General features: G+C 46.5%; 19 protein-coding genes. 14 read left to right on the forward strand and 5 right to left on the reverse strand.

The window, feature by feature from the left end; genetic code table 11:
• Positions 1 to 63: 63 nt before the first annotated feature.
• Positions 64 to 906, forward strand: a complete 843-nt coding sequence (locus AZ46_RS14060; RefSeq protein WP_029283228.1) for a lipoate--protein ligase family protein — start codon at positions 64 to 66, stop codon at positions 904 to 906.
• Positions 907 to 1,398: 492 nt separating this feature from the next.
• On the opposite strand, the gene AZ46_RS14065 is transcribed toward AZ46_RS14060, so the two are convergent.
• On the reverse strand, positions 1,399 to 2,154 hold the full coding sequence (locus AZ46_RS14065; RefSeq protein ID WP_029283230.1) for an RsfA family transcriptional regulator: 756 nt from the start codon (positions 2,152 to 2,154) through the stop codon (positions 1,399 to 1,401).
• 285 nt (positions 2,155 to 2,439) lie between these two features.
• On the opposite strand from AZ46_RS14065, the gene AZ46_RS14070 reads away from it, so the two are divergent.
• The 3 genes from AZ46_RS14070 (at position 2,440) to AZ46_RS14080 (ending at position 4,674) form a co-directional block, all read left to right on the forward strand.
• Positions 2,440 to 2,664: a YuzB family protein gene (locus tag AZ46_RS14070; RefSeq protein ID WP_029283232.1), complete on the forward strand. Its 225-nt coding sequence runs from the start codon at positions 2,440 to 2,442 to the stop codon at positions 2,662 to 2,664.
• A 125-nt stretch (positions 2,665 to 2,789) separates the two neighbouring features.
• Positions 2,790 to 4,091 carry an HD domain-containing protein gene (locus AZ46_RS14075; protein WP_029283234.1) on the forward strand — a complete coding sequence of 434 codons (1,302 nt, stop codon included), beginning with the start codon at positions 2,790 to 2,792 and terminating at the stop codon, positions 4,089 to 4,091.
• Between the two features lie 76 nt (positions 4,092 to 4,167).
• Positions 4,168 to 4,674: a YwgA family protein gene (locus tag AZ46_RS14080; RefSeq protein ID WP_029283236.1), complete on the forward strand. Its 507-nt coding sequence runs from the start codon at positions 4,168 to 4,170 to the stop codon at positions 4,672 to 4,674.
• A gap of 33 nt (positions 4,675 to 4,707) precedes the next feature.
• Here AZ46_RS14080 and AZ46_RS14085 read toward each other — a convergent pair whose 3' ends face one another.
• On the reverse strand, positions 4,708 to 4,893 hold the full coding sequence (locus AZ46_RS14085) for a 2-hydroxymuconate tautomerase (RefSeq protein ID WP_029283238.1): 186 nt from the start codon (positions 4,891 to 4,893) through the stop codon (positions 4,708 to 4,710).
• Between the two features lie 83 nt (positions 4,894 to 4,976).
• Here AZ46_RS14085 and AZ46_RS14090 point away from each other — a divergent pair, with 83 nt between their 5' ends.
• Together AZ46_RS14090 and AZ46_RS14095 are read left to right on the forward strand one after the other, a co-directional pair.
• The gene (locus AZ46_RS14090; protein WP_029283240.1) at positions 4,977 to 5,642 is read left to right on the forward strand and encodes a site-2 protease family protein; all 666 of its coding nucleotides are present in this window, start codon (positions 4,977 to 4,979) and stop codon (positions 5,640 to 5,642) included.
• A gap of 12 nt (positions 5,643 to 5,654) precedes the next feature.
• On the forward strand, positions 5,655 to 6,170 hold the full coding sequence (locus AZ46_RS14095) for a YwhD family protein (protein ID WP_029283243.1): 516 nt from the start codon (positions 5,655 to 5,657) through the stop codon (positions 6,168 to 6,170).
• Positions 6,171 to 6,310: 140 nt separating this feature from the next.
• On the opposite strand, the gene AZ46_RS14100 is transcribed toward AZ46_RS14095, so the two are convergent.
• Positions 6,311 to 8,377, reverse strand: coding sequence for a transglycosylase domain-containing protein (locus AZ46_RS14100; RefSeq protein ID WP_029283245.1), 2,067 nt, complete (start codon positions 8,375 to 8,377; stop codon positions 6,311 to 6,313).
• Between the two features lie 247 nt (positions 8,378 to 8,624).
• Between AZ46_RS14100 and speE the strand changes: the two genes are divergently transcribed.
• From speE to AZ46_RS14125, 5 genes are all read left to right on the forward strand, one after another.
• A complete protein-coding gene (gene speE / locus AZ46_RS14105; RefSeq protein ID WP_029283247.1) occupies positions 8,625 to 9,455 on the forward strand; it encodes a spermidine synthase in 831 nt (276 codons plus the stop codon).
• 16 nt (positions 9,456 to 9,471) lie between these two features.
• A complete protein-coding gene (speB, locus tag AZ46_RS14110) occupies positions 9,472 to 10,353 on the forward strand; it encodes an agmatinase (protein WP_029283248.1) in 882 nt (293 codons plus the stop codon).
• A gap of 163 nt (positions 10,354 to 10,516) precedes the next feature.
• Entirely contained in the window at positions 10,517 to 10,948 is a 432-nt protein-coding gene (locus tag AZ46_RS14115) for a YwiB family protein (protein ID WP_029283250.1), read from the forward strand.
• A complete protein-coding gene (gene argS / locus AZ46_RS14120; RefSeq protein WP_029283252.1) occupies positions 10,945 to 12,615 on the forward strand; it encodes an arginine--tRNA ligase in 1,671 nt (556 codons plus the stop codon). The genes AZ46_RS14115 and argS overlap by 4 nt, the downstream gene beginning before the upstream one ends.
• A gap of 132 nt (positions 12,616 to 12,747) precedes the next feature.
• Positions 12,748 to 13,179 carry a hypothetical protein gene (locus tag AZ46_RS14125; RefSeq protein WP_152554754.1) on the forward strand — a complete coding sequence of 144 codons (432 nt, stop codon included), beginning with the start codon at positions 12,748 to 12,750 and terminating at the stop codon, positions 13,177 to 13,179.
• A gap of 11 nt (positions 13,180 to 13,190) precedes the next feature.
• Here the strand turns inward: AZ46_RS14125 and uvsE are convergent, their stop codons facing one another.
• Both uvsE and cls read right to left on the reverse strand, forming a co-directional pair.
• On the reverse strand, positions 13,191 to 14,147 hold the full coding sequence (gene uvsE / locus AZ46_RS21770; RefSeq protein WP_029283256.1) for a UV DNA damage repair endonuclease UvsE: 957 nt from the start codon (positions 14,145 to 14,147) through the stop codon (positions 13,191 to 13,193).
• A 21-nt stretch (positions 14,148 to 14,168) separates the two neighbouring features.
• The gene (gene cls, locus AZ46_RS21775) at positions 14,169 to 15,371 is read right to left on the reverse strand and encodes a cardiolipin synthase (RefSeq protein WP_029283258.1); all 1,203 of its coding nucleotides are present in this window, start codon (positions 15,369 to 15,371) and stop codon (positions 14,169 to 14,171) included.
• 206 nt (positions 15,372 to 15,577) lie between these two features.
• On the opposite strand from cls, the gene AZ46_RS14140 reads away from it, so the two are divergent.
• The 3 genes from AZ46_RS14140 (at position 15,578) to AZ46_RS14150 (ending at position 19,888) form a co-directional block, all read left to right on the forward strand.
• Positions 15,578 to 17,689, forward strand: coding sequence for a (Fe-S)-binding protein (locus tag AZ46_RS14140; protein ID WP_029283260.1), 2,112 nt, complete (start codon positions 15,578 to 15,580; stop codon positions 17,687 to 17,689).
• A 148-nt stretch (positions 17,690 to 17,837) separates the two neighbouring features.
• On the forward strand, positions 17,838 to 19,016 hold the full coding sequence (locus AZ46_RS14145; RefSeq protein ID WP_029283262.1) for an acetyl-CoA C-acetyltransferase: 1,179 nt from the start codon (positions 17,838 to 17,840) through the stop codon (positions 19,014 to 19,016).
• A gap of 17 nt (positions 19,017 to 19,033) precedes the next feature.
• Complete coding sequence (locus AZ46_RS14150; RefSeq protein ID WP_029283264.1) at positions 19,034 to 19,888, forward strand: 3-hydroxybutyryl-CoA dehydrogenase; 855 nt, start codon at positions 19,034 to 19,036, stop codon at positions 19,886 to 19,888.
• The last annotated feature ends 9 nt before the right edge of the window (positions 19,889 to 19,897 follow it).

Raw genomic sequence — 19,897 nt, forward strand, 5'->3', positions numbered from 1 at the left:
TCTCTTTTTTCTTGAGCTCATGCTATAATAAACATGTTTATAAACGCTAAGGAGTCTACGAAGATGTCTTTTGAAACACTGCTGAAACAGGATGAATGGAAAATTGTCGACCAGTCCAGTCTAGGGCCTCATTTTGATGCGAGGCAGTCCTTTGCCATGGATGACACCTTATGCACGGCTGTCGGAAACGGCACGTCGCCTGCAACAGCGCGGACATGGGTGCACCACAAAACGGTTGTCCTCGGCATTCAGGACACAAAGCTTCCTTATCTGCAGGACGGCATTGCTTTTTTAAAGGAACAGGGCTACCGCGTCATCGTCCGGAACTCCGGCGGTCTTGCCGTTGTGCTGGATGAAGGGGTCCTCAACATTTCGCTTATTTTTCCTGAAACAGATAAAGGAATTGATATAAACCGCGGCTATGACACGATGTGGGATCTGATCAAACGGATGCTGAAGCCTTATAATGCGGAGATTGAAGCCCGTGAAATAACCGGTTCGTACTGCCCAGGCAGCTATGACCTCAGCATCGGCGGGAAAAAGTTCGCAGGGATCTCGCAGCGAAGACTTCGCGGGGGAATAGCCGTCCAAATCTATCTGTGTGCAGATGGAAGCGGCTCAGAGCGTGCTGAGCTCATCCGCAGATTTTATGAGCTAGCCAAACAAGGGGAGCAGACAAAATTTGCGTATCCGGAAATTGTCCCGGAAACAATGGCTTCATTAAGCGAGCTGCTTCAGGACGGCATCACGGTGCAGTCGCTGATGCTTTCTTTTCTGAAGACACTGAAGGAACTGAGCGGCAGAATCTATTCAGCATCCCTTTCTGTTGATGAGCAGGTGCTGTTTGAAAAAAACCTGCTTCGGATGTATGACAGAAATGAGAAGGTATTTGGGACAGTTCAATAGAGGGTGAAAAAGCAGGCGGGAGGGATCTCTTTGCCTGTTTTTTTGTGCGTGTCTTTGTGCAAGGTTTGTGCGGTAAAGCAGGTTTAAGAGCACAAACGTGTCTACCCAGCTAAGAGTTTGTGTTGCTAACCAGGTTTAAGGACACTAACGTGTCTACCCAGTTAAGAGTTTGTGTTGCTAACCAGGTTTAAGAGCACAAACGCGTCTACCCAGCTAAGAGTTTGTGCTGCAAACCAGGTTTAAGAGCACAAACGTGTCTACCCAGCTAAGAGTTTGTGCTGCAAACCAGGTTTAAGAGCACAAACGTGTCTACCCCGTGAGTTTGTGCTTCAAACCAAGTTCAAGAACACTAACACCCCATAACGATCCGCCGTAAGTGGTCCAAACCTCTTTTTCTCCTCACGACACAAGAGCATTCAGCTTTCCAATTTAAATTCTCTCCTCAATGTGTACCCAACTAAAAAAAGATGCCCCATCAGGACATCTTTTGCATCACTCCGCCAGCTTCTCCAAATTGCCGTTCCGGTCCATTTTGAACTTTGTGGCCGGACGCTCTTCTTCTTCAAATAAGACAAGCTTTCTTGCACGGTTCATGATTTTCATGAGTGTTTCGTAATCTTCCTGCACCATGACGGTATCCTGCTCAAGCTGTGATACTTTTACAGCAAGGTCCTGGTTCCGCATGGAAAGCTCGTAGTTTTCGCGCTTTAATCTCTCATTCTCAAGTTTCAGTGCATTTACGTGCTCGTTTGACTGAGAATATGATTCTAGAAATGAAATGACCTGATTCATGGTCAGTTCGGCTGGTGCTGAAGGCAGCGAAGGCACAGAAGGTCTGCGGGCTGTAAATGGAATCTCATAGGTTTCTTCCATGTGCACATCTTCCTGGTAGGCAGGGTGTGTCACAGCAGGCAGTTCTTCTTGTTCATAGACAGCCGTATGGGTTTCCTCAGGTACAGTCTCTGTTTCAGGCGGAGAGTAGAGCAGCTGCTTTTTGGCAGGCTGGCCTTTTCCGGCTGCGCGCATTTTTTGCTTGCGCTGTTTTTTTGCCAGCTGAAGCGCTTTTTCATAGTTATGGCGGACAACGGCGTTCCAGCGGAATCCGCAGGCGGCCGACGTGCGGTTAAGCTTGTCTCCTACTTCTTCAAAGGCATTCAGCTGCGTGCTTCCTTCACGCACATGGCGGAGGACGGTTTCAGCCAATAACAGATCATCTTCTTCTGACCAGGCGTCTTGTCGCTGTTTCATGTGTTCCAACTCCCTTAATAAAAGTGTAGATAGAATAATTTCTTAAGATGCGAAGCAGATAAAATGTGCATCCGCTTTTCATTAGATAAATAGTTGTGTATTTTCTTGTTACCATTCTGGCCAGATTGGGCGGGTTTTATACAAAAACTTTACAAGGATAGTAGATTTTCCGAAAAGGGATTCTTTCTAGAAGTTATTTCCCCCGGCTTGCATTGGCGTTCAAATAGCTGTAAAATACCAAATAGTGTTTGAACGTGATTCACAGAAGGAAAGGGTTGTAAGACAGTGGCAAATGAATTCAGAATATGCGACGATTGCCAGGCAACCAACATGAAGACGTTGCTGCCGCGCCTGAAAAAAGTGGATCCTGATGCGAAAATTGACATCGGGTGCCAGTCATACTGCGGTCCAGGCAGAAAAAAATCGTTTGCGTTTGTTAATAACCGTCCGCTATCAGCTCCGAATGAGGACGAGCTGATCGTTAAAATTGAAACAAAATTGAAGAAATAATATCACCATTGGCACATCCTGCAGTGGTGATTTTTTTATCGGATTCATTTTGAAAATAATGGTTGAAGCCATCATTTCCAAATCGATATAATGGATACAAGTCAAGATGGAAGAGGGAACTTTAAGTGGCCATTAGCGGAAAGCTTTCTGAGGAAAAAGTGTTTAAAGATCCGGTACACAGATATATCCATGTAAGGGACAAGCTGATTTGGGATCTGATTGGAACGAAAGAGTTTCAAAGGCTCCGCAGGATCAGACAGCTCGGAACGACCTACCTTGTCTTCCACGGAGCAGAACACAGCCGGTTTAATCATTCTTTAGGAGTCTATGAAATTGTGCGGAGAATCGTAGATGACGTGTTTAAAGGACGTCCTGAGTGGAATGATGACGACAGGCTTCTTTCGCTTTGCGCAGCCCTTCTGCACGATTTGGGGCACGGTCCGTTTTCGCATTCATTTGAAAAAGTGTTTCACATGGATCATGAACAATTTACACGGGAGATTCTGACGGGTGATACAGAAGTGAACGCCGTCCTGCGCCAGATGGGTGACGATTTCCCGAAAAAGGTGGCCGAAGTGATCGGCAAAACGTATGAGAATAAGCAGGTCGTCAGCCTCATTTCGAGCCAGATTGACGCCGACCGGATGGATTACCTGCAGCGGGATGCTTATTTTACAGGAGTCAGCTACGGACATTTTGATATGGAGCGGATACTCAGGGTCATGAGGCCGCGCGAAGATCAGGTGGTCATTAAGCAAAGCGGGATGCACGCTGTAGAAGATTACATTATGAGCAGATATCAGATGTACTGGCAGGTGTATTTTCATCCTGTCACACGGAGTGCAGAGGTTATCCTGACAAAAATTCTGCACCGTGCCAAGCAGCTTCACAAAGACTATTACACATTCAGGCAGGACCCGGTCCACTTTTATTCTATTTTTGAAGAGGAAGTCACCACGGAGGATTATCTGAAGCTTGATGAGTCCGTTGTGATGTATTATTTCCAGCAGTGGCAGGAGGAAGCGGATCCGATTCTGAGCGACCTTTGCAGAAGGTTCATGAACAGGAATCTGTTTCAATATGCGGAGTTTAATCCTGCTGCAACAGTGGAAATGAAGAAGCTGATGGAGCTTACAGCTTTGTTTAAAAAAGCAGGCATCGACCCTGACTATTATCTTGTAGTGGATTCATCGTCTGATCTTCCTTACGATTTTTACCGTCCGGGAGAGGAAGAGGAGCGTCTTCCGATTCATCTGCAGCTGCCAAACGGGGATTTGCGGGAGCTTTCCCGCCAGTCGGAGATTGTAGATGCGATATCAGGAAAGCGCAGAACCGACCACAAGCTGTATTTTCCATTAGATCTCATAAAGGATATGTCATCAAAACGAACAGCGAAGAAACGGATTATGGAATTGCTGAATGTTTAGGCCGGGAGCGGGCCGCTTCAGTACACAATAAAAAGAGAGAGATACTGTGAAAATACAAGGTTAGGAGTGTTGGGGTTTGCTGAATGAACACGCAAAGCTGATGAAGGTCTTTTCTTCTTCGGGTGAGATTACCGGACGGAAAAAGCTGCAGAAGATGATCTACATAGCCAAAAAGATCAATCTTCCTTTTTATGAAAAGTATGATTTTCACTTTTACGGACCATATTCAGAGGAACTGACGCTAAGGATTGAAGAGCTCTGCAATCTCGGGTTTCTGAATGAAATGCACGAGAAAAAAGGCGGATATTTTCAGTACCGCTATTCCCTGACAGAGTCGGGCGAAGAGTTTCTTGCCAATTATGAGCCGGACATGCCGCCGATGCAGGAATGCATGCAGGATTTAAACGACCAGTCTGCCAGATTCCTCGAGCTTGTCTCTACAGTTCTGTACTTTGATTCCCTTGAAAAAGAGGAAGTGAAAGAAAAGGTCTTTACGCTTAAGAGCAAGCAGAAATATACAGAAGAAGAAATCGGCCAGGCGTATGAGTACATAGAGGCGATTCGTACGAAGGCTTTTCAATAGAAAATCCCCCGGGCTCTGCCGGGGGATTTTTGCTTACTGATCGCTGAGGCGTTTTCCGCCAACTCCATAATGATTTTTGCTCATTTCTTCAATAAATACAGCGATTTTCTCCGCAGGAGCGCCTGTTGTTTCGGATACAGCTGCAGTTACTTTTTCAACTAGTGCTTTTTTCTGGTCTTCTGTGCGGCCTTCAAGCATTTTTACAGTTACGTATGGCATTGTCACACTCTCCTTTTTGTATTCTAGGTGGATTCTTCTATAGTATACTTGAAGGAGAATAGAATGTTTAGCGAGGAGAATGATTGGTGGAATTTTTGGCGTTTGATTTAGAGCTCATTCCGTACGTTGTGATTGTGCTTGCCATTGCGTTTTCGGTGCATGAGTTTGCCCATGCGTATGTAGCCTTTAAATTTGGAGATCCTACTGCAAAGAATCAGGGAAGGCTGACACTGTCGCCGCTGAAGCATCTTGATCCGTTCGGGACGATTTTGATATTTATTGCGGGCTTCGGGTGGGCGAGGCCGGTTCCGGTCAACCGGTTTTATTTTAAAAAGCCGCGGCTTGCCGGAATTCTCGTATCGGCTGCCGGGCCCCTCAGCAATTTGCTCGTCGCTTTTATTGGCCTGGCGTTATGGTATATACTTTTGAGTACAGGGGTTTTGAACGGTTTGTCATCAGGTATGGCAGAAAGTCTGGAGCAGTTTTTTAACATCCTTGTGGGATTAAATATTACCCTGTTCATTTTCAACCTGTTTCCGTTTCCGCCGCTTGACGGATACCGGATCATTGAAGATCTGGCGCCTTCGCGCATCCGGGCGAAAATGACGCAGTTTGAAAACTACGGGATTGTTGTTTTTTTGATTTTAGTTCTGACACCGCTTGACGAATACACGATTCAGCCGGCGTTTTCATATGGAACGGATGCTGTGCTGACGGTTTTTCAAACAATACTCACCCCGTTTTTCTAGGAGGTTATCTAAATGGAGCAAGATAAGAAAAAGAAAAAGGTTGCGTTCAATATCATCAAAAACGATCCGACTGACGGCCACGGCGGCTATGGGGTCGGTGCACTGAGCCTTGAGAATATTTCTCCTGTGTTTATAGATGTAAATGAGGGGGAAGCTTTTGTCGACATCGGTGCGATGCATGCGAGAAGCACGGTTGAAAAGGGTATTAAGTTTCTTCCGAACAAGGAGGATGTGCCGAACGGGAAGCCGTTCTGGCTCGTATGGGTGACCATTGACCGCAAAGCAGAAGGGCCGTACTACGCTGGCGTAACGGCTTGTGAAATGACGGTCGACCGTGAAATCAGAAGAGGCTATAAGTCGCTCCCTGAACACGTAAACAAGATGGATAAATCGCTTAAGCGCCATATTATGGTTGATCACATGGATGTACCTTCTAAAGGAGTGCTGATGAACTTTTTGAAGAACCACAATGCAGATATGTGGAACAACTCCGGTGCGGAGCTGAAAACAGGGCTTGGGGAATCGTGACAATCCTGTGACGTTCCTGTGAACAAATTGTCAAATTCTTTCGATTTTAGTAAACTGAAGATAGCTTATAAAGCTAGGACACGAAAAACCCCGGACCATGGGCGGTCCGGGGTTTTTCATCTAGTAGGGGCGGCTGATGCCTAGTCCCACCATTTCCATACTTTTTTGTACCACGTTTCTTCCTGCTTTTCTTCCCCTTTTTGAGGAGTGCTGTTCCCGTCTTCTAAGTGATCTGTGCAATACTCCGTCGGCTCTGTGCCTTTTACGAAATAAGCGAACCTCTTAGCCGGACAGTTGTCTGATGCGAGCTTGCCGGTCTTCGGATTGATGTAGACGCCAATGACGCCTTTAGGAGGAGAGAAAGCCTTCACTGACTCATCCTTCAGCGCTTCTTCCATAAACCCTGCCCAAATGTCCTTGGCATAGCTGCGTTCTGCTACTGCATCGATCGTCTGGTCTTTGTCATAGCCTGTCCAGACACCAGCAACAAGCTGCGGGGCATAGCCGATCATCCAGCTGTCAGTCTTAGTTGTACCGGATTTTCCTGCATATTCCCGCGAAAGTTTCGGGATGATTGCGTGGCCGGTAACGGATGTATAATCATTCAGCTGCTCATCAAACATTCCGGTCATCAAATGGGATGTGACAAAGGCTGCTTCTGCGTTCAGTACTTGTTCACCCGTTTTTTCCTTCTGATAAATGACGTTTCCTTCTGCATCTTCCACTCTTTTGATGAAGGAAGGCTCGATTTGCTTGCCGCCGTTTGCAAGCATCCCGTATCCGCCGACCATTTCGGAAAGCTTTACGGGAGACGTGCCTAAAGCAAGTGACGGCACCTTCTGCAGCCTGCTTGTAATGCCCAGTGCTTTGGACGAGTCAATCAGCTCATTCATGCCAAGGAAAAGGTGTGTTTTCACAGCATAGATGTTGTCTGAAAGCGCAATGGCCTGTGCAAGGGTGATGTCGCCGTCTGCATAATAGCCGTTATAGTTGCTTGGCTTGTAAACCGATTTACCGTCCTCAAATTTGAACGTATACGGCTCGCTTTTCAGCAGGGTAGAAGGGGTGAACCCTTTGTTCACTGCGGCATAATAGAGAAACGGCTTCATTGTCGAACCGGGCTGTCTCTTAGCCTGTGTAGCCCTGTTGAAGGGGCTTGCTGCGTAGTCTCTGCCGCCGATCAGCGCCTTTACCTGCCCCGTTTTCGGGTCCATGGCCATAAATCCCGCCTGAATGGCTGAATCCTCATCAATGATGTCTGCCATCTTCTGCTCTGCGATTTTTTGCATCTCAAGATCAAGGGTCGTAAAAATCCGCAAACCCCGCGTTTCAATTGTGACTCTGTCAAGGTTGAGCTTTTCAGACAGCTCCTTCATGACAGCATCCTGGAAATACGGTGCTGCTTCGGGTGCTTTAACAGCTTCAATTGCTCTGTATTTTAAAGGTTCATTATAGGCTTTATCTGCTTCTGCCTGTGTGATAAGCTCTTGGTTCACCATCGTTTTTAAGATCAGTTCCTGCCTGCTTTTCGCACGCTCCTGATTGTCAAAAGGAGAATAAGAGCCGGGCGCTTTAGGGATTCCTGCAAGCATTGCTGCTTCAGCGAGGGATAATTCTGCGGCCGTTTTGTCAAAATAGTACCTGGCGGCAGCTTCAGCCCCGTATGCCCCGTGTCCGTAGTAAATCGTATTTAAATAGCCTTCCAGAATCTCTTCTTTGCTGTAATTCAGCTCAAGGCGTATGGTGTAAAAAGCTTCTGACAGCTTCCGCTTCCATGTTTTATCGTGTCCAAGATAAAGGTTCCGTGCGTACTGCTGGGTAATCGTGCTCGCTCCTTGAACCTTTGCCATTGCTTTTAAATCTGCAAGAGCAGCACCGGCGATCCGTTTATAGTCGAACCCGTGATGACTGTAAAAGTGCCTGTCCTCGACAGCTACTGTCGCTGCCAGCAGGGAAGGGGACATTTCTTCGAGATTCACCCAGTACCGTTTGCCGCCGTGATGGGTTCTTGCAATCTCAGACCCGTCACCTGCATACATAATGGAAGACTGCTGAACGGCCAGGGAAGGAGCACCCTGCCATTTTGCCGTAAGCATGACGGTGCCGAGCAAGACTGACCCTGTAAAAATGGCAATAAGACTGATAAAAAAAGCAGCTCGTACTGCTTTAATAGTTATGCGCATTCTCCGCGGCGTCATAACCTCCATGTTCCCCACCTCATTTCTGCATCTTTTCGAAATACGTGAAATCCGCAACATTTCTTGTTAATCAGTATGAGAAAATCTCAGTCTTTTTAAACCTTTTCTATTAAAATTCTTCTTGCAATTTTGCTAGATTCATCTATACTTTTCCGTGAGGTTTTGAACTCGAAATTTGGCGAATCAGAATGACCGATTAGGGAATAATCGTTACTGTAGCTTTAAAAGAAACTATATATAGAAAGGAAGTTTTAATATGGGAGGACATTGGTTTACAGAAAAACAAACCGAAAACTTCGGCATTACGATTAAAATTAACCGCACTTTACATACAGAGCAGACAGAATTCCAGAAGCTTGACATGGTCGAAACAGAAGAGTGGGGCAACATGCTTCTTTTGGACGGCATGGTCATGACTTCACAGGTAGATGAATTCGTCTATCATGAAATGGTTGCTCACGTACCTCTATTTACACACCCGAATCCTGAAAACGTTCTTGTTGTAGGCGGAGGAGACGGCGGGGTAATCCGTGAAATTATGAAGCACCCAGGCGTGAAAAAAGCGACGCTTGTTGATATTGACGGAAAAGTAATCGAGTACTCTAAAAAGTACCTGCCTGAAATTGCCGGAGAGCTTGAAAATGAGCGCGTAGAGGTAAAAGTCGGCGACGGATTCATGCACATTGCAGAGAGCAATAACGAATACGATGTCATCATGGTTGATTCTACAGAGCCTGTAGGACCTGCTGTGAACCTTTTCTCTAAAGGCTTCTATGCTGGAATTTCAAAAGCCCTTAAAGAAGACGGCATCTTTGTTGCACAGTCAGACAACCCTTGGTTCACGCCTGACCTGATCCGCAACGTGCAGCGCGATGTAAGAGAAATCTTCCCGATTACGCGTCTTTACACAGCAAACATCCCGACATACCCAAGCGGACTTTGGACGTTCACACTTGGATCGAAAAAATATGATCCGCTTGAAGTGAGCGAAGACCGCTTCCATGAGATCGAAACGAAGTATTACACAAAAGAGCTTCATAAAGCAGCGTTTGTCCTGCCGAAATTTGTAGCAGATCTTATCAAATAATCAGGAGGAAACACAAATGCGATTTGATGAAGCCTATTCAGGCAACGTTTTTATTAAAAGCCACCCGACATTCGAAGACAGCGAAGCGGTCCTGTACGGCATGCCGATGGACTGGACAGTCAGCTACCGTCCCGGTTCAAGATTCGGCCCTGCGCGCATCCGCGAAGTGTCGATCGGTCTTGAAGAATACAGCGCGTATTTAGACCGCGACCTTGAAGAAGTAAAATACTTTGATGCAGGCGACATTCCGCTGCCGTTCGGAAACGCGCAGCGCAGCCTTGATATTATTGAAGATTTTATCGATAAAGTACTGGCAGAGGATAAATTCCCGCTTGGAATGGGAGGAGAGCATCTCGTTTCATGGCCGGTCATTAAGGCGATGTACAAAAAATATCCGGATCTTGCGATTATCCATATGGATGCCCATACGGATCTTCGCGAAGAGTACGAAGGAGAGCCTCTTTCCCACTCAACGCCGATCCGTAAAGCGGCCAATCTGATCGGACCGTCAAATGTGTATTCATTCGGCATCCGTTCAGGCATGAAGGAAGAATTTCAGTGGGCAAAGGAAAACGGCATGCACATCTCGAAATTCGAAGTGCTTGAGCCGCTGAAGGAAATCCTTCCGATTCTTGCCGGACGTCCGGTTTATGTCACAATCGACATCGATGTTTTGGACCCTGCACACGCACCTGGAACGGGAACTGTTGATGCAGGCGGCATTACATCAAAAGAACTGCTTGCTTCCATTCATGCAATTGCAGGCTCTGACATTCATGTTGTCGGCGCAGACCTCGTAGAAGTCGCTCCTATCTACGACAACTCTGAACAGACCGCCAATACAGCAAGCAAACTGCTTCGTGAAATGATTTTAGGCTGGGTGCAAAAGCGCCCATAATGAGAAAAGCTCCAGTTCAAAACTGGAGCTTTTTCATTTTTGGGTATAAATGACCCCAGAACGTCAACGATGATAACTACTACTTGCCTTCTATTGAATTTTCTGCCCGAAATCTTTATACTGGATAAGTTAATAGCGGATACTTTTATAAGGATGTGTGACAATGACGGCAAGCAAACCAGTTCAAGTGATCGTAAAAACGGAGATCAATCAGGGCGGGGACACAGAAAACCTGGAGCTTTTTACTTCCGGCGAGCACTATGTGAAAAATAACGCCTCCTATTTAAGCTATCACGAGGAACACGAGTACGGAAAAGTAAAAACAGTCGTCAAATTCAGGGATGATGAAGTGTTTATTATGAGGTCCGGGGCAGTCTCCATGAAACAGCGCTTTGTAAAAGATGTGGACACCATGACAAACTACAGGACGCAGTTCGGGGAGCTCAGGATTGAAACGAGGACAAAAGCCATTTCTGTCAGGATGACTGACGGGAACGCAGGCGGCATCATCCGTGTTCAATATGAACTTCAAATCGGCGAAGAAGATTCGCATTCACATATGTTAACGATCATGTTTAGGGAGGAAAAAGGATGAACATCGTTGAGCAGGTTAAAGAACGGTTAAAAGACGAAATTAAAGCATCAGTACTTAAGGCTGGACTTGCAGAAGAAAGCCAGATTCCAGATGTGATTTTAGAGCTTCCGAAAGAAAAAGCGCATGGCGACTATTCAACAAACATGGCGATGCAGCTTGCGCGTGTTGCAAAAAAAGCACCTCGTGCGATTGCAGAAAGCATTGTAGCGTCTTTTGATAAAGGAAAGGCATCAATCGAAAAAATTGAAATTGCCGGACCAGGTTTCATCAATTTTTACATGAATAATTCGTACCTTACGGATCTCATCCCGTCTATTTTAGAAGCAGGAGAGGCCTACGGCGAAGTGAACATCGGCAACAATGAAAAGCTTCAGGTTGAGTTTGTATCAGCCAACCCGACAGGCACGCTTCACTTGGGCCACGCGCGCGGTGCAGCGGTCGGAGATTCCCTGTGCAACATTCTTGATAAAGCAGGCTATGATGTTTCACGCGAGTATTACATTAACGATGCAGGCAACCAGATCAACAACCTCGCTCTGTCAGTTGAAGCGCGCTATCTGCAGGCTCTCGGCCAGGACGCGGCGATGCCTGAAGACGGCTATCACGGCAAGGACATCATTGATATCGGCAAAAAGCTTGCTGAAGAATTCGGTGACCGGTTCGTGTCAGAAAGCAAAGAAGAGCGTCTTGCGTTTTTCCGTGAGTACGGCCTGAAATTCGAGATGGATAAACTGAAGAAGGATCTGGATGCATTCCGCGTGCCGTTTGACGTCTGGTATTCAGAAACCTCTCTTTACCAAAACGGGAAAATTGATGCTGCTCTTGCTGTTCTCCGCGAAAAAGGACATATTTTCGAGGAAGAGGGAGCGACTTGGTTCCGTTCAACGGCATACGGCGATGATAAAGACCGCGTGCTAATTAAAAATGACGGCTCCTACACGTATTTAACGCCGGATATCGCTTACCACAAAGATAAGCTTGACCGCGGATTTACAAAGCTGATCAACATCTGGGGCGCTGACCATCACGGCTACATTCCGCGCATGAAAGCGGCAATCGAAGCGCTTGGATACGAAAAAGACACACTGGAAGTTGAAATCATCCAGCTCGTTCACTTATACAAAAACGGCGAAAAGATGAAAATGAGCAAACGGACAGGCAAAGCTGTGACGATGCGCGATCTGATGGAAGAAGTAGGACTTGATGCTGTACGCTACTTCTTCGCGATGAGAAGCGCTGATACTCACATGGACTTTGATATGGACCTTGCAGCATCACAGTCGAACGAAAACCCGGTATTCTATGCCCAATATGCACATGCCCGCATCGAAAGCATGCTGCGCCAGGGGGCAGAGCAGGGACTTTCATACGAAGATGTTCAGAACTTTAACGATATAACATCTGAAAAAGAAGTAGAGCTGCTGAAAAAACTCGGCGAATTCCCGCAGGCAGTAACAGAAGCAGCTGCAAAGCGCATCCCGCACAGAATCACAAACTACATTTATGATCTGTCATCTGCGCTTCACAGCTTCTACAACGCAGAAAAAGTACTTGACCCTGAAAACGAAGCGAAGAGCAAAGCGCGTCTCGCTTTAATGAGAGCAACACAAATTACATTGAAAAACTCACTTACTCTGATTGGAGTATCTGCTCCTGAAAAGATGTAAGTATGAAAGAACGGCTGATGGCCGTTCTTTTTTATTTGCTTTAAGCGGTATTTTGTTGAAATATGCCAAAATCCAGTACCATCAACCCATTAAATTTCCTGAAAAAGGTTTTAAACTGTATGAGGGTGAGGTATGAAATCAACAGAATACATAAAGGAGGTCATGAAGATGGGATGTCTTTCTTCCATGATGAAAATTCCGGGAACGATATTAATCCTGTTTCTTGGATGGGTGACAGCGGACGGGCTGATAAAAAATAGTTCAGCGGGAGCAATGGGATATGCAGCGGCATGCACGGTTTTTCTTGCGGTTCTTGCAGGTATTCTGTACTTGATGTGGGGGAAAAACCGGTATAAAGCGAGGTCAATAGCAGGAGACTATGCGATGCTGATTATGACGCCGTTTTTCACTGTTTTGATGGGGTATGCGACGTATGCTGCATTTAAAGAAGGCGAATATCTTCTTGCAGGCGCTGCGGCCCTGTTTTGCCTTGTTGCAGCCTTCATGTCATGGGCCGCCTATATAACTTTGTTTGATAAAGAAACAGAGGATCAGGGGGCGTAAGCCGACTGATCCTACCACACAACAGATCCTCCGCTCATTCGCTTTACACCCCGGATGGCGGAAATCTCTTCTACAAGCCTCAAAACGGCACGGTCCTTCTGTTTGGCTTCAATCATAAAATCACTGTCCAAATCCATCTCTTTCAGCTTTTTCAAAAGAGGCATGATAAAATCGGGGTCCACATAATCGGCATGGGCTCTAAGTTCCTTCTCAGATTTTGGGGAGGATATATGGATTTTCGGTTTTTTTCCGGTACCGTCCCATGTCCGCGCAAACCGGACCAGCAGCTCCTCAAGATCATCCTCATCGGTTTTATTGGCAAAGTAGTGATGATAATCGAACATGAGCGGGATATTTTCCTTCTCGCAGATTGCCAGTGTTTCGGATGTTGTATACGTTTTATCATCATTTTCAAGGGTCATCCGTGCTTTAATTTCAGCCGGCAGCTTTTTTATATTGCGGTGAAAGCGCTCTGTCGCCGTTTCTTTGTTCCCGTACGCACCACCGACATGAATGTTGATAAACCCCTCATCCTCAAGCCCCATCCCTTTTAAAAGATCATAGTGATACTGCATATCAGCTACGGCATTTTCTGTAATATGCGGCTTGTCGCTCGTAAACAGGGTGAACTGATTAGGATGAAAGCTGACCCGGAGACTGTTCTTTCTCACCAAACTGCCGATCTCCTGCAAAAGACCGCCAAACGGCGTCAAGAAATCCCACTTTATATCTGGGTGGGTAGCAAGGGGAATGAGAGAAGATGAGAAACGGTAGAGCGGAATCTCATGGGCGACGCTATAATGCAGAATGCGCAGCGTATGCTGGAGGTTCTGCTTTGCAACAGTATGAAGCGCCTGATCAGCCTCTTCGCGGTCAAGCTTAGAATAGCGGGCAAAAGTCATCGTTTTTGCAGGGGAGCAGTCCCACAAATTAAGAGCATTTGATACATAGCCGAACCGGATTTCCATGATATTCTCCTTTCGCCGGTTTTATAAGAAATAAGATACGAAGGAAGCGGTTTTCTCCATCACCCTTTGCCGGACAGATCTGCTGTTATAATGGTCGAGGGTTAATTTCGCAGACCTCTTCATATCATCCACCACAGTAAGCTTTACCTCCTTTACAAAGGAACTGTCATAAACCAGGCAGTTGAATTCGTCATTTAAAAAAAGACTCCGCTTATCAAAGTTTGCTGTCCCGATATCACAGAAGCTGTCATCCACGACAATGACTTTCGCATGATAAAAACCATAATAATATTGATAAATGTCACAGCCGGCCTTCAAAAGAGGACCGAAATAAGGGAAGGACGCTTCTTTCACAAGCGGATGATCGGCCTTCATCGGCACCATGATTTTGACTGAAACTCCGCGGTTCCTTGCGTTCAAAAGCTCTTTCATCAGTTTCTTCCCGGGAATGAAATAGGGAGAACAAATCAGAAGCTCCTTTTTGGCCTCTTTAATGAAAGTGAGAAAATTCTTTTCAAGTTCCATGCCCGGAGTCGTAAGAAACCTGTGCTCAAACCGGCCTTGTGACAGAGCAGGGAAAAGCCCCTTATCCTCTTCAGGCTGCTCATCAGACGCAGCATTCCAGTCTGTCAAAAACTGCCGCTGCAAATCCCGGACACCTTCACCTGTAACCCGAAGGTGATAATCTCTCCAAAAGCCAAACTTCGGATCTTTGCCAAGATACTCTTTTCCGATATTAAAGCCTCCGGTGTAGCCGGTTCTGCCGTCAATAACTGTGATCTTTCTGTGATTTCTTGTCTGTGAGCTGTAAAAAAAGAAGGGCCATTTCGGTCTATGGGCAAAAGCAAAGGAAATGCCGCTTTCTTTCAGCTGCTGGATTTTCTTATTTTCAAGTTCATGGCTGCCGACATAGTCAGCGAGAAGGCGCACGCTGATTCCCTGTTCCGCTTTTTTCTGCAGGAGGGAAAGAAAGGACTCGCTGTCGGGATCATTTTTTATAATATAAAATAGCACATGAACGGAATGGGTGCTATTTTCAATATCTTCAAAAAGCCGCTCATAAAAGTGCTGGCCGACTGTGAACAGCTCCAAATTACTTTTTCTTTTAGGAAAGACAGTTGATGCCGCTGTTTTTATATGCTGTCTGCGACCAAAATAAAAGTCCATAGAGAGAATGACAGCAAGAATAACCATAACCGCTGTGAAAAAAAGAATGCCGCTCATTCCAACCCCTCCATGAATTCATCTATCTTTTATCTTTTACGTCGGGATGAAAAATTATCAGGGGAAGATTGAGTGAAAATCATTGACTGAATGCTCATTCATTATTATCATGTAAGTATAGGTTAAATTCTGAAAATTAAATGGATTTAAAGTATTTGAAATCATGGGGAAACGGGAAATTTCATCACAGAAACGGGGGAGAGACAGTGGACGCACTGCTATGGGTCAACTTTTTGGCATTCATACTTGTAACCGCTTACGGAGTCAGTTTGTTTGTATACCTGATCCGTTCACGCATGGCTTATATCAAGCTCGGACGAAAACAGGAGTTTGATCAGCGATTAAATGAGCGGCTGAAAAACATTATGGTGAATGTTTTCGGCCAGAAAAAGCTATTAAAGGATAAAAAGAGCGGAATCATGCACGTCATGTTCTTCTACGGATTTATCCTTGTCCAGTTTGGGGCGCTTGATTTTATTATTAAAGGGTTAATTCCGGATGCGCATCTGCCGCTTGGGCCGCTGTATCCAGGATTTACATTCTTCCAGGAAATCGTCACGCTGATGATTCTTGTTGCGGTTGTATGGGCGTTTCACCGCAGATACATAGAAAGGCTCGTCCGTCTTAAAAAGAACTTCAAAGCGGGTCTTGTCCTGATTTTCATCGGCGGGCTTATGCTTTCTGTTCTTCTTGGAAACGGAATGAACCTCATCTGGCACAATCATGAGCTGACATGGACAGAACCGATCGCATCAAGCTTTGCATATCTGCTTAGCTTTGTCGGTGAAACGGGAGCTGCCGTCATCTTTTACATTTCATGGTGGGTTCATTTATTGATCCTTTTAACATTCCTTGTCTATGTACCGCAGTCAAAACACGCACATTTGCTCGCAGGACCGGCCAACGTGTATTTCGGACGTCTTTCGAATCCTGGAAAGCTTGAGAAAATTGATTTTGAAGATGAGACTCAGGAGACTTTCGGGGTAGGTAAAATTGAAGATTTCAAACAGACGCAGCTGATTGACTTATATGCCTGCGTAGAGTGCGGACGCTGTACGAATATGTGTCCTGCAACAGGAACAGGCAAAATGCTGTCGCCGATGGACCTGATCTTAAGGCTTCGCGACCATTTAACGGAAAAAGGCGCTGCCGTCACATCAATGTCACCATGGGTTCCTGCCTATGCATTTGCAGATACGAAGGGAAACCAGCTTGCTGCGATGGCCCAGGGACAGGATTCACAGGAAGCTGCAGCATCGCTTGCCTATAATCCGAGCCTGATCGGCGAAATCATCACAGAAGAGGAAATCTGGGCATGTACAACGTGCCGCAACTGTGAGGATCAGTGTCCGGTAATGAATGAGCACGTTGATAAAATTATTGATATGCGCCGTTATCTTGTTCTTACTGAAGGAAAAATGGACGCAGATGCCCAGCGCGCCATGACGAACATTGAGCGCCAGGGAAATCCGTGGGGACTAAACCGCAAAGAGCGTGAAGACTGGCGCGAGGCACGCGAAGATGTTCATGTTCCGACGGTGAAAGAAATGAACAAGGCAGGCGAAGAATTTGAATACTTGTTCTGGGTCGGATCTATGGGATCTTATGACAACCGAAGCCAGAAAATCGCCCTTTCATTTGCAAAGCTTCTGAACGAAGCGGGAGTGAAGTTTGCCATTCTTGGAAACAAGGAAAAGAACTCTGGAGACACGCCGCGCCGTCTCGGAAACGAATTTTTGTTCCAGGAGCTTGCGACGAAAAACATTGATGAATTCCAGAAAAATGAGATCAAAAAGATTGTCACAATTGATCCGCATGCTTATAACATTTTCAAAAATGAATATCCTGACTTTGGGCTTGAAGCAGAGGTATACCATCATACAGAGCTGCTTGCATCACTAGTGAAGGAAGGAAAGCTTGTTCCAAAGCATGAAGTGAAGGAAACGATCACGTTCCACGATTCCTGCTACCTTGGCCGCTATAACGAAGTGTATGAGCCGCCGCGCGAAATATTAAAAGCCATTCCGGGCGTAAAGCTTGTTGAGATGAACCGGAACCGGGAAACAGGCATGTGCTGTGGAGCCGGCGGAGGTTTGATGTGGATGGAAGAGGATGCCGGTACGCGTGTTAACGTGGCGAGAACGAACCAGGCGCTTGAAGTGAATCCGACTGTCATCAGTTCCGGATGTCCTTACTGCCTGACCATGCTCAGCGACGGAACGAAAGCAAAAGAAGTTGAAGAGACAGTCAGCACGTATGATGTGGCAGAGCTGCTTGAAAAAGCAGTGATTGGAGAAGGAAAAGAAAGTGCCGCTTAAAGTGTGAACAGCCAATAGTCCAAATAGGAAGGTGAGACGGATTTCGTTTCACCTTCTTGGCTGGACCCATACTGAGCGAGCGTTCAATCGGCAATTTTGTAACCGCTTTCTACAAATCTTTTATAAAAATACGGAGGGATGATGAACGATGAACAGGACAGTCATTGTAAGCGGAGTGCGCACACCTTTTGGGAAATTTGGCGGAGGGCTGAGCACGCTGACAGCATCGCAGCTTGGCGGCATCGCCATTAAAGAAGCGTTAGAGCGCGCTGGCGTAAAAGCAGAGGAAGTAGATGAAGTCATCATGGGTTCTGTACTTCAGGGCGGACAGGGGCAGATTCCTTCCCGCCAGGCAGCAAGACACGCAGGCATGCCGTGGGAAGTGAAAACCGAAACAATCAATAAAGTCTGTGCTTCCGGTCTTCGAAGCGTAACGCTCGCCGATCAGATTATCCGTGCAGGCGACGAGGAAGTCATTGTTGCAGGCGGAATGGAGTCGATGAGCAATGCGCCGTACATGATGCCAAAAGCAAGATGGGGCCTTCGCATGGGAGATGCAAAGGTTCAGGACATGATGGTGCATGACGGACTGACGTGCACATTTACAGGCGTTCATATGGGAACCTACGGAAATGAAACGGCATCAGAGCTTGAAATTTCAAGAGAAGCACAGGATGCATGGGCGCTCAGAAGCCATGAGCGGTCCACCGCAGCCATTGAGTCAGGAAAACTGGGCGAAGAAATTGTTCCTGTCCCTGTACCGCAGAGAAAAGGAGATCCTGTCATCGTTCAGCACGACGAAGCACCAAGAAAAGATACTTCAATCGAAAGGCTTTCAAAGCTGTCTCCCGTTTTTAATCAGGCAGGGACGATTACAGCGGGCAACGCCCCTGGAGTGAATGACGGGGCAGGCGCTCTTGTTCTCATGAGCGAGGATCGGGCTCAAAAAGAAGGAAAGCAGCCGCTGGCAGCAATCCTTGGCCACACGGCGATTGCACTTGAAGCGAAGGATTTTCCAAAGACGCCGGGCCTTGTCATTCTTGAGCTTTTAAAGAAAACGGGCAGAAAGCTTGAAGAAATCGATTTATTTGAAATAAACGAGGCGTTCTCGGCGGTTGCTCTTGCAAGCAATCAACTTGCCGGTCTTGACCCTGAAAAAGTGAACGTAAACGGCGGAGCTGTGGCACTGGGACACCCGATCGGGGCAAGCGGAGCGCGGATTATCATCACATTGATTCACGAGCTGAAACGTCGCGGCGGCGGCATCGGCATTGCGGCCATCTGCAGCGGCGGAGGCCAGGGCGACGCAATTATGGTGGAAGTTTAAAAGCAGGAGGGATATCGATGAGTATTCAAAACGTAATGGTAATCGGGGCAGGACAGATGGGATCAGGCATCGCGCAGGTCTGCGCAATGGCAGGATATAACGTTTTAGTCAACGACCTGAAAGAGGAATTTGTTTTAAAAGGACTCGCCTCTATTGAAAAAAACCTTCAGCGGCAGGTAGATAAGCAGAAGCTCACAGCAGATCAGAAACAGGAGATCTTAAGCAGGCTCAAGCCGTCAGCAGATTTGCAGGACGCAGCCGGGACGGACCTTGTCATTGAAGCAGCTGTTGAGAACATGGCGATCAAAACAGACATATTCGCAAAGCTTGATAAAATCACGCCGGAAACGACGATTCTCGCAACAAACACTTCTTCCCTGCCGATCACGGAAATTGCAGCAGCAACAAACCGTCCGGAAAAAGTCATCGGCATGCACTTTATGAATCCTGTTCCTGTCATGAAGCTTGTTGAGATTATCCGGGGCCTTGCAACAGCAGATGAAGTGTATCAGTCGATAGAAGATATGACGAAAACGCTGAATAAAATCCCGGTTGAGGTCAATGATTTCCCTGGATTTGTTTCAAACCGCATCCTGATGCCGATGATCAATGAAGCGATCTATACGCTTTATGAAGGGGTGGCAGAGAAGGAAGCAATTGATGAAGTGATGAAGCTTGGCATGAACCATCCGATGGGGCCGCTGACGCTTGCTGACTTTATCGGTCTTGATACATGCCTCTACATTATGGAAACGCTGCATGAAGGCTTTGGAGACGACAAATACCGCCCATGTCCGCTTCTCAGAAAATATGTGAAAGCTGGCTGGCTCGGACGCAAAACAGGCAGAGGATTCTATTCATACGAAGGGTAGACGGACATC

It is taken from the genome of Metabacillus indicus LMG 22858 (assembly GCF_000708755.2).
GTDB lineage: Bacteria > Bacillota > Bacilli > Bacillales > Bacillaceae > Bacillus_P > Bacillus_P indicus.